15 protein-coding genes are annotated in these 13697 nt (G+C 65.6%); 5 read left to right on the top strand and 10 right to left on the bottom strand.

All coding sequences use genetic code 11. The features are described from left to right. Window positions 1-12 precede the first annotated feature (12 nt). The 4 genes from G6N27_RS19260 to G6N27_RS19245 all read left to right on the top strand — a co-directional run bounded on the left by G6N27_RS19260 (window position 13) and on the right by G6N27_RS19245 (window position 3193). Window positions 13-1503, top strand: a complete 1491-nt coding sequence (locus G6N27_RS19260) for a flavin-containing monooxygenase (RefSeq protein WP_163779154.1) — start codon at window positions 13-15, stop codon at window positions 1501-1503. A 9-nt stretch (window positions 1504-1512) separates the two neighbouring features. Continuing rightward, a complete protein-coding gene (locus G6N27_RS19255) occupies window positions 1513-1785 on the top strand; it encodes a hypothetical protein (protein ID WP_163779151.1) in 273 nt (90 codons plus the stop codon). Window positions 1786-1874: 89 nt separating this feature from the next. After that, complete coding sequence (locus G6N27_RS19250) at window positions 1875-2309, top strand: MarR family winged helix-turn-helix transcriptional regulator (RefSeq protein ID WP_163779148.1); 435 nt, start codon at window positions 1875-1877, stop codon at window positions 2307-2309. 14 nt (window positions 2310-2323) lie between these two features. After that, on the top strand, window positions 2324-3193 hold the full coding sequence (locus G6N27_RS19245; RefSeq protein ID WP_163779145.1) for an LLM class F420-dependent oxidoreductase: 870 nt from the start codon (window positions 2324-2326) through the stop codon (window positions 3191-3193). A gap of 5 nt (window positions 3194-3198) precedes the next feature. Here G6N27_RS19245 and G6N27_RS25610 read toward each other — a convergent pair whose 3' ends face one another. The 4 genes from G6N27_RS25610 to G6N27_RS19225 all read right to left on the bottom strand — a co-directional run bounded on the left by G6N27_RS25610 (window position 3199) and on the right by G6N27_RS19225 (window position 6055). Continuing rightward, window positions 3199-3564 (bottom strand): SHOCT domain-containing protein, encoded by a 366-nt coding sequence (locus G6N27_RS25610; protein ID WP_163779141.1) that lies wholly within the window; start codon window positions 3562-3564, stop codon window positions 3199-3201. A gap of 66 nt (window positions 3565-3630) precedes the next feature. Next, window positions 3631-4107 carry a lipoprotein LpqH gene (locus G6N27_RS19235; RefSeq protein ID WP_163779135.1) on the bottom strand — a complete coding sequence of 159 codons (477 nt, stop codon included), beginning with the start codon at window positions 4105-4107 and terminating at the stop codon, window positions 3631-3633. A gap of 73 nt (window positions 4108-4180) precedes the next feature. Then, window positions 4181-4894 (bottom strand): AIM24 family protein, encoded by a 714-nt coding sequence (locus G6N27_RS19230; RefSeq protein WP_163779131.1) that lies wholly within the window; start codon window positions 4892-4894, stop codon window positions 4181-4183. Between the two features lie 66 nt (window positions 4895-4960). After that, window positions 4961-6055: a BTAD domain-containing putative transcriptional regulator gene (locus tag G6N27_RS19225; protein ID WP_232065135.1), complete on the bottom strand. Its 1095-nt coding sequence runs from the start codon at window positions 6053-6055 to the stop codon at window positions 4961-4963. 163 nt (window positions 6056-6218) lie between these two features. Here G6N27_RS19225 and G6N27_RS25570 point away from each other — a divergent pair, with 163 nt between their 5' ends. Continuing rightward, window positions 6219-8081, top strand: a complete 1863-nt coding sequence (locus G6N27_RS25570) for a serine/threonine-protein kinase (protein ID WP_163779126.1) — start codon at window positions 6219-6221, stop codon at window positions 8079-8081. Between the two features lie 8 nt (window positions 8082-8089). Here the strand turns inward: G6N27_RS25570 and G6N27_RS19215 are convergent, their stop codons facing one another. The 6 genes from G6N27_RS19215 to thiO form a co-directional block, all read right to left on the bottom strand. After that, the gene (locus tag G6N27_RS19215; protein WP_232065134.1) at window positions 8090-9529 is read right to left on the bottom strand and encodes a M28 family metallopeptidase; all 1440 of its coding nucleotides are present in this window, start codon (window positions 9527-9529) and stop codon (window positions 8090-8092) included. Window positions 9530-9608: 79 nt separating this feature from the next. After that, a complete protein-coding gene (locus G6N27_RS19210) occupies window positions 9609-10550 on the bottom strand; it encodes an anti-sigma factor RsbA family regulatory protein (protein WP_232064690.1) in 942 nt (313 codons plus the stop codon). Window positions 10551-10645: 95 nt separating this feature from the next. After that, window positions 10646-11407 (bottom strand): SGNH/GDSL hydrolase family protein, encoded by a 762-nt coding sequence (locus G6N27_RS19205; RefSeq protein WP_163779120.1) that lies wholly within the window; start codon window positions 11405-11407, stop codon window positions 10646-10648. Further along, window positions 11404-12162 (bottom strand): thiazole synthase, encoded by a 759-nt coding sequence (gene thiG / locus G6N27_RS19200; protein WP_163779117.1) that lies wholly within the window; start codon window positions 12160-12162, stop codon window positions 11404-11406. The genes G6N27_RS19205 and thiG overlap by 4 nt, the downstream gene beginning before the upstream one ends. Next, window positions 12155-12352 carry a sulfur carrier protein ThiS gene (thiS, locus tag G6N27_RS19195; RefSeq protein WP_163779113.1) on the bottom strand — a complete coding sequence of 66 codons (198 nt, stop codon included), beginning with the start codon at window positions 12350-12352 and terminating at the stop codon, window positions 12155-12157. Before thiS ends, thiG begins: the two co-directional genes overlap by 8 nt. A gap of 150 nt (window positions 12353-12502) precedes the next feature. After that, window positions 12503-13519, bottom strand: coding sequence for a glycine oxidase ThiO (gene thiO / locus G6N27_RS19190; protein ID WP_163779110.1), 1017 nt, complete (start codon window positions 13517-13519; stop codon window positions 12503-12505). Window positions 13520-13697 lie beyond the last annotated feature (178 nt).

The following is a 13697-nucleotide window of genomic DNA, read 5'->3' as shown; positions in this document are numbered from 1 at the left end:
TATTGTCTGTCCATGAATTCGGAGCACTTCGAGGCCCTCGTCGTCGGGGCCGGCTTCGGGGGTATCGGCGCGGCGATTCAGCTCAAGCGCCTCGGGATCGACGACTTCGTCATCCTTGACCGTGAGGACGACCTCGGCGGAACCTGGCACGTCAACCACTATCCGGGTTTGGCCGTCGACGTTCCCACCACCACCTACTCGTACTTCTTCGAACCGAACCCGAACTGGTCACGGTTGTTCACCCCTGGACCGGAGATCAAGCAGTACGCCGCCGGGGTGGCCGACAAGTACGACGTGCGCCGGCACATGCGGTTCAACACGGTCGTGGAAAGCGCCCGCTGGGACGACGAGACCCGGCACTGGCAGGTGGCGCTGGCCGGTGGCGACGTGGTGTCGGCGCGCTACCTGATCACCGCCACCGGCTTCCTGTCCCAGCCGAAGACACCCGACATCCCGGGAATCACCACCTTCGATGGCAAGGTCATCCACACCACCGATTGGGAGGACGACTTCGACCCGACGGGCAAGCGGATCGGGATCATCGGAACGGGCGCGACGGCGGTGCAGCTGATTCCGAAGCTCGCGGAGAAGGCCGCCGATCTCACCGTCTACCAGCGCACCCCGATCTGGGTGGCACCGAAGATCGATCTGCGGTTCTCCGACGGGGCCAAGCGGCTCTTCGCTCGCTTACCGTGGACCCAGCGGACGATCCGCGCGGTCACCGACACCATCTACGAGTTGATGATCACCATCGGCTTGGTGCGATACCGCGTTCCGCTGTTCCGGCGGCTCAATATCTCTGCGATGGATCTGTGCAAGATCAACCAGTTTGTGGCGATCCGTGACAAAGAACTCCGCCGCAAGCTCACCCCCGACTACGACATCGGCTGCAAGCGCCCGACGTTCTCCAACACATATTTCCGCACCTTCACCAAACCGCACGTGCACCTGCAGGCCGACGGCATCGAGCGCATCGAGGCCGACGGCATCGTCAACGCCGACGGAACCAAAACCGAGATCGACACGCTGGTGCTGGCCACCGGATTCGACCTCTGGGAAGCCAACTTCCCGGCCATCGAGGTCATCGGACGGGACGGGCGCAACCTCGGAAAGTGGTGGCGTGAAACGCGATTCCAGGCCTATCAAGGCGTATCGATGCCGTACTTCCCGAACTACCTCAGCCTGGCCAGCCCATTCGCTTTCTTGGGGTTGAACTTCTTCAACACCATGGAGTACCAGATGCGGCTGATGGACCGGCTTTTCACCGAGGTCAAGCGGCGCGGCGCCGATACCTTCGAAGTAACCGAAGAGGCCAACGCGCACTACCTCGACCGAATGACCGAACTGCTCGGTGATTCGCTGTGGATCCTCGGTAACTGCGCCTCGTCACGGTCCTACTATTTCAATCCCAGCGGCGAGCCCTCGCTGCTGCGTCCGATGGCCACCTCGACCGCAATCGAAGAAGCGTCGAATTTTCCGCTGAGCGACTACGCGATCAGCTAAGGAGCGAACATGTCTCGCAAGAGTAACCGCGTCGCGCGATACACCGGTTTGGCGTTGGCCGGCGCCGGGCTGTCGCACTTCACCAGCCCGCGACTCTTCGAGCCGATCACCAAGTCTGCGTTTCCGCGCAACACACGTCAGCACGTCTACACCAACGGCAGCATCGAAACCGTGCTGGGGCTTGGCTTCAGCAGCAAGCAGACCCGCAGCTTCGCGACGGTCGGTTTGATCGGATACCTCGCCTATCTGGGCGGAAACGCCGTCCGGCACTCCTCCCGCTGAACCGCATCACCCCCCAACCACCCTTGGCTGCGCCTAATTTAGACAGTTTCAACTGTACAGTTTGAACTGTCGGGTGTACCGTTGGCGACGTGGACGGGATCAGCGAGTCGGCAGCCGCAGCGGCCCGGGATCTACGGGTGATGTTCAGCCGATTACGCCGTCAGCTCAAGGAAGTCGAGGTCGGCGGCGGACTGACACCATCGCAGACCGCGGTGCTCACCCGGTTGTGGAAAGAGGGCGCATCGTCGGCGAGCGCATTGGCCGCGGCGGAGCGAGTGCGGCCGCAGTCGATGGCCGCCATCCTGACCGGCCTCGACCAGCACGGCCTCATCCGGCGCGCACCCGACCCTGATGACGGTCGGCGGCAGGTGATTTCGCTGACCGCCGCGGGCCGCCGGCGCGCTGAAAGCGACCGCCAGATCCGCGAGGAATGGCTGGCCCGTGCCATACACGAACGCTATACGGAGCGAGAACGCCGCGTCATCAACGATGCGTTGGCGCTGCTCCAGCGTTTGACCGACTGACGAAGGAGCGTGCAATGGAAGTTGGCATTCACTACATCGACTTTTTACCGGGTGACCCCGCGAATCTGGCGCCGACCCTGCTGTCGACCGCGACGGCCGCCGAGGAGATCGGCGCCACGATGTTCACCCTGGCGGATCATTTCTTCCAGATGGAAAACGTTGGGCGCGCCGAGGATCCGTTCTTGGAGGGCTACACGTCGCTCGGTTACCTGGCCGGCCGGACCACCAGCATCACGTTGACATTGATGGTCACCGGTGTCACCTATCGGTATCCAGGTGTACTGGCCAAGACGGTGACGACACTCGATGTGCTCTCGCAGGGCCGGTCGATGCTGGGCATCGGAGCCGCCTGGTATGAGCGGGAACACCTGGCCCTCGGCGTTCCCTATCCGCCGTTGAGCGAGCGCTTCGAAATGCTCGAAGAGACGCTGCAGATCTGTCAGCAGATGTGGAGCGACAACAACGGCGCTTACCAGGGAAAGCACCATCAACTGGCCGAGACGATCTGTCAGCCGCAGCCGATTCGCCGGCCGCCGATCCTGATCGGTGGCGGTGGTGAGAAGAAGACGCTTCGGATGGTCGCACAGTACGCCGACGTGTGGAATTCAACCGACTACGACGCCGACGTGGTCGCCCACAAAATTGGTGTGCTGCAAAGACATTGCGATACTGTGGGTCGCGACGTCACCGAGATCCAGAAGACGGTCGGACTGTTCGTCGATCCATTCGACGACGTCGATGGATACCTGAAGACGGTCGAAGGTTTGGCCGGGCTCGGTGTCCAGATGATCAACGTAGGCCCGTTCCCGGGCAACCCGGACCCCGCAGGCTTCGTGAAGCGCTACGGGGACGAGTTGATGCCTCGGATTGCTCAAATCGGTTGAGCCAGTTACAGCCCCGAGATGATCCGCGCACGTTTGGCGAAGTACTCGGTCTCGGAAATGGTGCCGCTGTCGCGCATGCTCTCGAGCTCTTGCAGTCGCTGCGACGTCGGCGCCGCGAACGGCGGCTGTGCAACGGTGTGATGCTGCCAGGGCGGTGCGGCGATGCTCGGCTTGTCACCGAAATTGAGTATGCCGAGCCGGAATAGCAACAGAATCACCGCGATGATTCCTCCGGCCGGGAGTCCCATGTAGAGGATCCATCCACCGGACAGGCCGGCCTGACTCAGGACGATGTAGCGGAACACGAGCGACGCGGTGAACAGTGCGGCGATTGCTCCAGCCGCGATGATGAAAGGCTTGTTGTTGTTCATGAAAGGCTTCCTTTGTTGTGGTGAGCACTGGGTGCCGCCGCAGCGGCACCCAGTGGCCGGTCTCGGCTACGGGCAGGTGACGTCGAGCTCGAACGACTTGTTCACCGGGCCGGCCATCGGGTTGGACATGTCCACACCGCTGGCGGTACCGCTGATCTTGTAGGTGCTGCCGTCCTTGGTGGCATCGGCCTTGCCGGACGTTCCGCCGACACCCAACGACACACCGTTGACATTGCCGAGGGCAACGGATTTGACGACCAGCGGATTGGCGTCCGTCAACACCGCGCCAATGCCGGTGGGTGCCCCACCGGAGCCGGATCCGCCTCCGATGGCGATGTTGACGGTGCCGGCCGCGGTGGTGCAGGCCACTTGGCCCTTCACGTTCTGGTCCTTACCGTCGACGAGCACCTTGGTGTTGGACGACCCGGCCGGGGCGACAGCGGCGTTGCCGGCGCGGACCGTTCCGTCGTGGTGTGAACAACCGGCCAACGCCGCAGCGAGGGTTGCTGCCGCACCGGCGGTGATCATGAGTTCGCGTTTCATTGCTGCTCCTTTGTGTTTGCTGACGCGATGCGTGATCACAGTGCGACACGGGGCTTTATGGATTCTTAATGACTTACCGGTCGGAGTCGGTCGACATGTCCAGGTACATCGACTGAATACCGACACGCCCCGGGCCGGTGAAGCGGTTGAAGATGAGATTGCCTGTCCCGCCGAACATTCCGGTGCGCAGCCCGTAGATCTTTGGTTCCATTCGTACACTCTCGTCGCGGTAGATCCAGCTTCCCGGCTCCACGTCGATCTGCTCGCCCGGGGCCAGCACCTTCTCGAAGACGTTGCCGTAGCCGTGCAGCCACAGCACACCTTCTGACTTTGGCGCAGCGAACCGGTCGACGAAGAACCCGGTCGACCCGAACAGCATATTTCGGATGCCCTTCTGCCGAGCGAAGCCGTACTCGAGATTTCCTGTCGCCGCGAGGTATTGGTGCTCGCGGACTTCGACGGCCGAACCGGCGCGCAAATGGAGCGGAAATACGTGCCCGACGCCATCGCGGGAGAACGCGATCTGTCCCGGCCCGTTGGCCTCGGTCAACAGCAGCTGCATGCCGGCGACCATTCTCTTGAGCGCACCTTTGCCCCGGACGCCGATCTTGAGGGCGGGATCCTTCCACAACACGATGTGATGCTCGAAAAAGACTGGCACGCTGCCGTCGAGCCAGATGTGCAGCACCGGAACGAGCTCTCCGTCGATGCGGTAGTACACGCCCGGGACGCGCCCGTCGGCAACGGTGGTCGGCATCAGCTGGGGTGGTTCGGGCCGGTAGTTCATCGTCAGTGCTCCTTTGAATTGTCGATCCGGTTTTGCACCACAATCCGCCGGCGGCCTGAACGGATCCTAAGTAGCGCGCCCAGTCTCTGTTTCGAGGGTGAATTCCTGGTCACCGATGCGAATACGATCGCCGTCGCGTAGTTGGGTACTGGGATCGATTCGGCGGCCGAGTACGCGGACCCCGTTGGCCGAACCCAGGTCGGTGATGAGGAACGTCGTGCCGTCGTCGGTGATGACGGCGTGGTGGCGACTCACTTTGGCGTCGGACAGCACGATGTCGTTGTCGGGACTGCGACCGATCCGGGTGGCCGTGCCGGCCAGGGCGTAGCGTTGCCCGTCCGCGCCGCGCAACGCCGCCGGTGTCGGTCGGTGGACCCGAATTGCGTTGTCGGACTGAGCAACAATGGTGTCTTCGGCGTGCACCTGCGCGGTTTTGTGCACGTCGAGCGTTTCCTGTCGCAGGATCCGTTCGTAGAGCTCACGTACCGTCCACCCGGGGTCGATACCGAGGTCTTCGGCCAGCAACGTCTTGAGCCGCAGATAAGTATCGAGAGCATCTGATTGGCGGTCGGCCAGATAGTAGGCGGTCATCAGCTGGGCCCACAGCGGCTCTCGATAACCGTGCGTCACGGTCAGCGCCTCGAGGTCGGTGATCACGGCGTGTGCTCGGCCACTGGCGATTTCGGCCTCGGCTCGAGCGATGTGCACGACTACCTTCTCCTCATCGAGCGCCGCGGCGAGGGTTTCGACAAAGTGAAAGTCGCGCAGATCTTCGAGGACCGGGCCGCGCCACTGCGCCAGCGCGGCCGACAGGTGCCGGGCGGCCGGCTCGAAGTGTCCGGCGGCTGCGGCCTGCAGCCCGGCATTCTTCTCGGCGACAAAGCGCCCGAAGTCATATTGATCATCGGCGATGGTCAGTTGGTATCCCGGCGGTGTGCTGGCCAGCGCGGTGCGGTCCAGACCCGCGCCGCTCAAAAGCCGGCGCAGATTCGAGATGTAGGCGTGCAGTGTCGCCCGGGCTCCTTGTGGTGGTCGTTGATCCCACGCGGCGCCGATCAGGGTGTCGATGGCCACCGGCCGGTTCGCATTGACGACCAACACCGCCAACACCGCTCGCTGCTTGGGCGTGCCCAGCGGTATCGACGCTCCGCCGACGCGCATTTGCAACGGACCCAGGACACCGAATTGAACTGCGTCGTCCTCTGATCCGGCAGTCGGCGATACCGCAAAGGCCGGCCCCGTGCCTACCCCGTCGCTCATCATGCCGTTTCCGCGCCCACCAGATTCGCCAGCTAAACACCAGCAGCATAGCTAGGATTTGCCCATGCCGGTCTCGGTGGGCGAACTGTTCGCGGAATACACGATCCTGCGCGTGCTCGGCGCCGGTGGCATGGGCACGGTGTACCTGGCCGCGCATCCGCGCTTGCCGCGCCAAGACGCGCTGAAGGTGTTACCCGCGGAGTGGACCGCGGATCCGGATTACCGCGCCCGCTTTTTGCGCGAGGCTGAACTCACGGCGAGCTTGTCGCATCCCAACATCTTGGGCGTCCACGATCGCGGCGAATACGACGGCCAGCTCTGGATCTCGATGGATTATGTGGCCGGCACCGATGCGGCGCAGCTGTTGCGCGAGCAGCATCCCGCGGGGCTGCCCGCCGGCGAGGCGATGCAGATCATCACCGCGGTGGCATCGGCGTTGGATTACGCGCACCAGCGGGGTCTGCTGCACCGAGATGTCAAACCGGCCAACATCCTGCTGGATCCCCAGGCGCAGCGGATTTTTCTGGCCGACTTCGGTATCGCACGGCTGATCGACGACCCATCGGGACTGACCGCAACCAACATGGCGGTCGGCACCATGGCCTACGCGGCGCCCGAGCAGCTGCGCGGTGAGCCGCTCGACGGACGCACCGACCAGTATGCGCTGGCGTGCACCGCTTTCGACTTACTGACCGGATCCCCGCCCTACGCCGACTCCAACCCCGCCGTGGTGATCACCAAACATGTTGCGGCGCCGGTGCCGTCATTGGCGCAACGGCGACCCGAGCTGGCGGCGCTGGATCCGGTGATGGCCAAAGCGATGGCGAAAGCGCCGGCTGATCGGTTTGCCAGCTGCCGGGACTTCGCCCGCGCACTGAGCGACGCGCTCCGCTCCCCGCCCGGGCAGGTCCGTGCGCCTGCTCCGCCGTGGCAGCCGAGCCAAGTGCCTCCCGCTCCCACCCTGATGACCGCCAGACGGCGAATCCGCGCGCCCCGCTTGGTGATTGCCGCGAGCATCGCGCTACTAGCCGTCGCCGCAGCGGTATTCGGGGGCGTAACGTTTGTGCAGCATCGGCATCGAGCCGGAACCGCGCCGCCGGTCGCCGCCGCCAGCCCACACAACTTCGACGGCACCTACCGGGCGAATTACGGGCCGGCCACCGATCTGCAGGGTAAACCGATTCCCGGGGGGCCGGCGATGGCCGCCGCGTGGGGTGTGCGCTCGGTCTGCAGGGCGGCCGGCTGCGTCGCGACCGCGTCATACCTGGGTGGCAGCGGCATCGTTCCCGTCTCGGATCTGGTGTTCGACCAAGTCGGCGGCCGCTGGATTGCCGTGGGAATCGGGTCAACTCAGTGCAACGACGCCCCCGTCGAGGTGTGGGTGGTGTTCACCCTGCAACCGCAACCGGACGGCACGCTGTCGGGCGACACGACCAGGGGCACCACCAACAGCTGCAGCGCCTTCAAGCGCACCGTGACCTTCACCCGGACCGGCGACGCCGACACCACCAAGATTCCCGACCCGGCGGGCCTACCACCGCGAGCGGTGTCCCCGGCCTCGACGCTGCACGGCCGCTACCACGAGGCGATCACCTATTCGAACGGCAGTTTCACACCCGGGCTTGATGATCTGACCGTGCAGACCGACTGCCTTCGCACCGGGGATCGGTGCATGAGCATGTTCCATGCCCCCGACGGGGTCGTGCCGTTGGTCTTCGCGGACGGAAAGTGGACGCGTAATGACGAGGGCACCGTGCCGTGCAGTCTCGGCGGTACGACGCAGACCAAGATCACCGCGGAATACCCACTGCCCGCAGACCTGCAGGATCCGATCCCGTTACTGATCGGGCACGGCACGAATGTCTCAACCGGAAGTGCTTGCATCGGTGGCGATTTCGAAGACAAATTCGAGCGAACCGGCGACTGAGCGTCCGACTACTTCGACACCGTGTGGCGGGTCCGGTCTTCGCGGACCGGAACTCCGTTGCGGCCGGTCAGATCTTGGGCGTAGAGCCCGATCGAGTAGGCCACGCCGCCGCCGTTGATGCCCAACGCGGTCTTGTCGATGTGATCAAGGGTGTCGGTGTCCTTGTGGTAGTTCGGGTCGAACGGCTGGTCGGCGGCGCCGCCCCACAACTTCGCCTCTTCCTGCGTCTCCTTGACCTCGGCGCCGGAGAACAAGCCGCCGGCCGGGATACCCGCCACGGTGAACCCGTCATAGTCCGACCTGCCGTCGAAAGACGTATCCTGCGGGGTCTTTCCGGCTGAGTTGAGGTAGGCGGCCAACGACCGCTCGATACCGGCGGAGCCCTCGGGCACGACCGGATTGCCCCGCTGATCGAGCGGCAGAGACTGATCACCGTCGTAGGTGAAGTAACCCGGGTTGGGCGACGCGAGCATGTCGAAATTCAGATACAGCGCAATGTCTTTGAGCGCGTTGAGATCCAGCGACTCGACATACTTTCGCGATCCGATCAGACCGAGCTCCTCTGCACCCCAGAAGCCGACCCGCACCGCGTTGTGGATCCCCGGCGAGTTGCCCAGCTGCAGAGCGGTTTCCAGCACCGCGGCCACGCCGGAGCCGTTGTCGTTGATGCCCGGTCCCTCGGGGACGCTGTCCAGATGCGCCCCGGCCATCACCACGTCGCTGGTCGATCCGGTCTTGGTTTGAGCGATCACGTTGCGGGCAGAGATGGTCTTGGTCTCCGCGGAGAGTTGCACGGTCGCGGGTCCCGTCATGGTGCGGAGCAGCGCGCCATCCGATTTGGTGACGCTGACCACCGGGACCTTGACGTCCGTGCTCTCGCCGAGCGTGCCGCCCATTTTCTCCTCGATGGTGTTGTCTGCCACCACCATCGCGACGGCGCCGCGTTGCACGGCGGCCTTCTCTTTCTGGGAGAACGGGCAGGTGCCGCGATCCACCAGCACCACCGCACCGTTGACCGGCAGGTTGTCGTAGTCGGCGACATTGCAGCCCGGGCTTGCATCGACGGGCACGGCAACCAGCGGGCCGGTCACCCCAACCGGCGGCGTGGCCAAGCTGAACTCCAGCGCCCGCGCCTCGAACTTCTTGTCGGCGATGGTCACCGACCCTGGGTCGGCGTGAAACACCCGCGCTTCGAATTGCGGAGTTTGCACGTCAAAACCCTTGTCCCGCAACTTGCCTGCGACGTAGTCGACGCTGGCGTCGTAGCCGGGTGTACCGACCGCGCGGGTGTTGTTGTTGGCCTTGGCGATATCTGACAACTTCGTCAGGTGCGCCATCATCGCGTCGGTGGTGACCCGCCCGCGCAGTGACGCCGCGAAGTCCGGGGCCGAGACGGGTTTCATCGAGTTCGCGTTGTTCGGCGACGCACACCCGCCGGTGAACAACATGAGCGTGACGGCGATGACCATGGGCGTTGATTTATTTACCATCGCGCACCAGGTTAGACGCCGAAGCCGCAATGAGCCGTCAACTGGCGGCTTCGGATGAATCGTCGAGCCGAAGATAGGCCTGCACGGTGGTCCCCGCAGACGTCGTGTACGTGCGCAACAAGTCCGCGATCGCGTTGACGACGAAAAGTCCGTATGGCCCGGCGCCACCCCTGACCGGTGGACGGCGTCCCGCGAGCGGATCCATCCAGTGGCCCATGTCGCGCGCCTCGCAGACGACGTAGCCGCCTTCGTACCAAAAAGCCATTCGGCAGGCGCCGCCGGCGTGGTCGAGGCTGTTGGTGGCCAGTTCGGTCGCGACCAGCAGGAGGTCGGCCACGCGATCCGCGGACATGCCCAGCAGTCGGCCATAGCGTTCGCCACATTTGCGTGCGCCGGCCAGACCGGCGGGGTGCTCGACGGTGTGCGTCACCGCGGCCGGGTTGGTGGCCAGCGGCTGGTTGCACTGGTCGAGTGCGGCGTCGACCGCAAACTCCGGGCAGTGGGTTCGCGATCCGCCAGTCCAGATCTGCGGATGGGTCAGGCGGACGTCGGCCAGCACGCTTTCGTCCAGACCGGATGCGTCGTAGGGGCACAGGCTTGTGACTTCGGCGTCCGCGAACGCGATGTTCGCGAGCGCCTCATGGTGCATGCAGGCGAGATACTCCGATGCCGATCGCCCTGTCCAGGCCAACTCGGCGACGATCCGGACATGCCGGTCGGGGTGCCGCTCGACGAATGCCAATTGAGTGGCCAGGATGCGGCCGGGATTGCGGCCGAGTTCGGTGATATCCGCCATCGCCACGTGGGCGACCGCATCTCCCAACGCGTCGCGCAGCGGTACCAACTTGTTTTCCGGCACGCCGACCATGACCGGTTGCTCACGGTCCAGACCATCGCAGACGAAAGGCACCACCGAGTCGACGTATTCGCGCTCCGACTGATACAGGAGCGCCGAATGATCGAAAGCCTGACTGTGCACGTGCGCTCTCAGAGTCGTGTAGACGGAAAGTTCCCCTTGGCTGTGCCGCTCTGCATGGTTGCCCCGTTAGATTTACCCGGGCGTCGAGAAACTAATCAGTTCTTGCCGACCTGCTCCAGAATCAGGTCGGCTACCGCGCGCATGCCGGCGGCGTTGGGATGAAACGGCGCCGGCCGCCACGGCAACGGCAGGCCCGCGGCCACTGCCCACGGGTCCGCCGACCACCCGTCGTGGCCGCGGCTGGCATGGCCGGCCCGCACCAGCTCGCAGCCGGTGGCCTGGGCGGCCGCCGCGGTGACGTCTTCCAGCCGTGCGCAAACGAATCGCCCCAGGTCGGCGTGTTCCACCGACAGCGGAGCGGCAGGCGCACCCTCGGCCGGCAACAGCGTCAGATAGTCGACGAAGACCACCCGGGCCTGCGGCGCGCGGCCACGCACCGCGGTGCCGACCCCGCGCAATGCGTCAGCCACGTCGTCGAGTGCGCGCTCGCGCGCGGCGCGGTCGAACAGTTCGCGCACACGGCCGGCGAGCAGGCGGCGAGCGATCGCCGGCAGCGACGCGGCCATCAGCAGCGGCACATAGCCGACGTCGTTGCCGCCGATCGTGATGGTGACCAGCTCTTCGGATCCGTCCAGCGCCTCGATCTGTGGCCGGGCGCTGCGCTGCCGCTCGTGCAGCACGTGCGCGGTGGTGGCACCGGAGAAGGTGACGTCGACCAGGTCGAGGTTCAGTCGCTCGGCGACCAGATGGGCATAGTTGCGCGCCGACCGGCCCGATCCGAACGGGGCGCCCGGCGCAGATGGCCGGATACCGGGGCCGGCCGCCATCGAGCTGCCGAGCGCGACGTAGCGGCTCACAGGTCGGGACTCGACGCCTGGGCCCAGAATCGCTTCGGGATCCGTCCGGCCCGACGAGCCAGGTAGCCCGCGGTGACGGCGGCGGCCATCGCCGCGGCCATCGCGGGCGGGTCGGCGGCGCGGGTCACGGCGGTGGCCAACAGCACCGCGTCGCAGCCCAATTCCATCGCCAGCGCGGCGTCGCTGGCAGTGCCGATGCCGGCGTCGAGCACGACGGGCACACCGGCCTGGGCGACGATCATCTCGATGTTGTGCGGGTTGGCGATTCCCAGCCCGGTGCCGATCGGCGAGCCGAGCGGCATCACCGCCACGCAGCCGGTGTCCTCCAGCCGTCTGGCCAGCACCGGGTCGTCGTTGGTGTAGGGCAGCACCACGAAGCCGTCGTCGACCAATTGCTCTGCGGCGCGGACCAATTCGACGGCGTCGGGCAACAGCGTGCGTTCGTCGGCGATCACTTCCAGCTTGACCCATTCGGTGCCCAGCGCTTCGCGGGCGAGTTGCGCGGTGAGCACCGCCTCGGCAGCGCTGCGACAGCCCGCGGTGTTGGGCAGCGGCGTGATGCCGAGCCGACTCAACAGGTCGAGCATGCCGGTGCCGCCCACGGCGTCGACCCTGCGCATCGCGACGGTCGTCAGCTCCGTGCCCGACGCGATCAGCGCCTCTTCGAGCACGGCGAGGTTAGCCGCCCCACCGGTACCCATGATCAACCGCGAGGCGAAACTGCGGCCTGCGATGGTGAGTTTCACATCAGCCACCCTGCACCGCCGTTACCACTTCGATCTGCGCACCGTCGGAAAGCGTTGTGGTCCAACCGGACCGCGGTACAACCGCTTGGTCGATCGCGACCGCAATGCCGCGGTCCGGGTAGCCCAGCGACTGCAGCAGCGTCGCGATAGTCGTCTGGTCGTCGACCTCGAGGTCGTCAGCGTTGACGCGGACAATCATGCGCCGCTCCTCCTCATCGCTTCGCTCTGCATCGTCGCCGGCGGACAATCATGCGCCGCTCCTCCTCATCGCTTCGCTCTGCATCGTCGCCGGCGGTCAATCATGCGTCGCTCCTCCTCATCGCTTCGCTCTGCATCGTCGCCGGCGGACTCATGCTTCAGCTCCAACCGTAATGAGTTCGGACACAATCTGTTCGGCGGTCCACGGTGCCAGCAGGAAACCGGACCGGCCGTGGCCGGCGGCGACTAACGTCCGCGCGTCCAGACGGCCTACCAGCGGCATGTTGTCCGGCGTCATCGGGCGCAGACCGGCGATACACTCCGCCAGCTCGTACTCGCCGAGCGCGGGCATCACCGTGCACGCGTCGTCAAGCAGGTCCCGCACACCGGACACCGTCGGCGCGGTGTCGCGGCCGTGCTCGTACTGGGTGGCGCCGACGACGACACCGTCGGCGCGTGGCACGACGTACACCTGGCGACCGTGCACCCGGGCACGAATCACCCTCTGCGGCAACGGCATACAACCGTAGTGCCAACGCAGCCTGAGCACCTCGCCCTTCACCGGCCGAATCGGCAGACCGGGCCACAGCGAAGGCGCATCGATGCCGTTGGCGATCACGACGGCGTCCGCCTGCACGGCATCCAGATCGGCAACCGGGCCGTCCCAGTCGACACCGAGCCGCTCGCAGGCCGCCTGCAACCCGTCGAGCAAGGCGCGGTTGTCCACCGCCAACTCGGTAGGCGCCCGAAAGCCGTGCCGGATGCCTTGCGCCAGCAACGGTTCCACGTCACGGACTGCCGACTCCCAGACCACCGAGTGGCCCTGCGCGGACAACCAGTCCGCGACCGTGCGCAGGTCGGCCACGTCGGCCCGATCGACGGCGACAGCCAGCGACTCCCGCGCGGTGATCACCGGAGCGGGCAAACCGTCGGTGAATTCTCCCTCTCGCCACAGCCGCAACGACTCCAGGCCGAGCTGCAGCAAGCGCTCTTCGCCGGGCCATCCTTCGCTGTGCGGCGCCAGCATTCCGGCGGCCACCCAGGACGCGCCGGGCTGCCCCGAACGATGCACTCGGACCGACCAGCCGGCCTGCGCCGCACGGCGCGCCACTGACAGCCCGATGACGCCACCGCCGATGACGGCCAGCGTTCCGGAGTCCGGTGGCATCTTTCGCTCCCTTCGCCGGCATGATCCGGATCAGGTTTGACGGTAAGGGCCGACGCGCCCACTCTCAGCCCCCGGCTTGCGCATCGTGTCCGGCTCCTCCGCAGGCCTTTGGCCTGCATCGTCACCGAACCCTGGGACTCCCGTGTCGGCTTCCCACGGTAGTCGCTAGCGTCTCGGT

It is taken from the genome of Mycobacterium cookii (assembly GCF_010727945.1).
GTDB classification, from domain to species: Bacteria; Actinomycetota; Actinomycetes; order Mycobacteriales; family Mycobacteriaceae; genus Mycobacterium; species Mycobacterium cookii.
The sequence above is the reverse complement of the archived record's forward strand: the minus strand, read 5'-3'. Positions and strand labels throughout refer to the sequence as shown.

Excerpts from the sequence above, each read along its gene's own strand:
- G6N27_RS25570 (WP_163779126.1), top strand. The coding sequence starts at position 6,219 with ATGCCGGTCTCGGTGGGCGAACTGTTCGCGGAATACACGATCCTGCGC.
- G6N27_RS25610 (WP_163779141.1), bottom strand. The coding sequence starts at position 3,564 with ATGAACAACAACAAGCCTTTCATCATCGCGGCTGGAGCAATCGCCGCA.
- G6N27_RS19230 (WP_163779131.1), bottom strand. The coding sequence starts at position 4,894 with ATGAACTACCGGCCCGAACCACCCCAGCTGATGCCGACCACCGTTGCC.
- G6N27_RS19260 (WP_163779154.1), top strand. The coding sequence starts at position 13 with ATGAATTCGGAGCACTTCGAGGCCCTCGTCGTCGGGGCCGGCTTCGGG.
- thiO (WP_163779110.1), bottom strand. The coding sequence starts at position 13,519 with ATGCCACCGGACTCCGGAACGCTGGCCGTCATCGGCGGTGGCGTCATC.
- G6N27_RS19235 (WP_163779135.1), bottom strand. The coding sequence starts at position 4,107 with ATGAAACGCGAACTCATGATCACCGCCGGTGCGGCAGCAACCCTCGCT.
- thiS (WP_163779113.1), bottom strand. The coding sequence starts at position 12,352 with ATGATTGTCCGCGTCAACGCTGACGACCTCGAGGTCGACGACCAGACG.
- G6N27_RS19215 (WP_232065134.1), bottom strand. The coding sequence starts at position 9,529 with ATGTTGTTCACCGGCGGGTGTGCGTCGCCGAACAACGCGAACTCGATG.
- G6N27_RS19225 (WP_232065135.1), bottom strand. The coding sequence starts at position 6,055 with ATGCGCGTCGGCGGAGCGTCGATACCGCTGGGCACGCCCAAGCAGCGA.
- G6N27_RS19245 (WP_163779145.1), top strand. The coding sequence starts at position 2,324 with ATGGAAGTTGGCATTCACTACATCGACTTTTTACCGGGTGACCCCGCG.
- G6N27_RS19255 (WP_163779151.1), top strand. The coding sequence starts at position 1,513 with ATGTCTCGCAAGAGTAACCGCGTCGCGCGATACACCGGTTTGGCGTTG.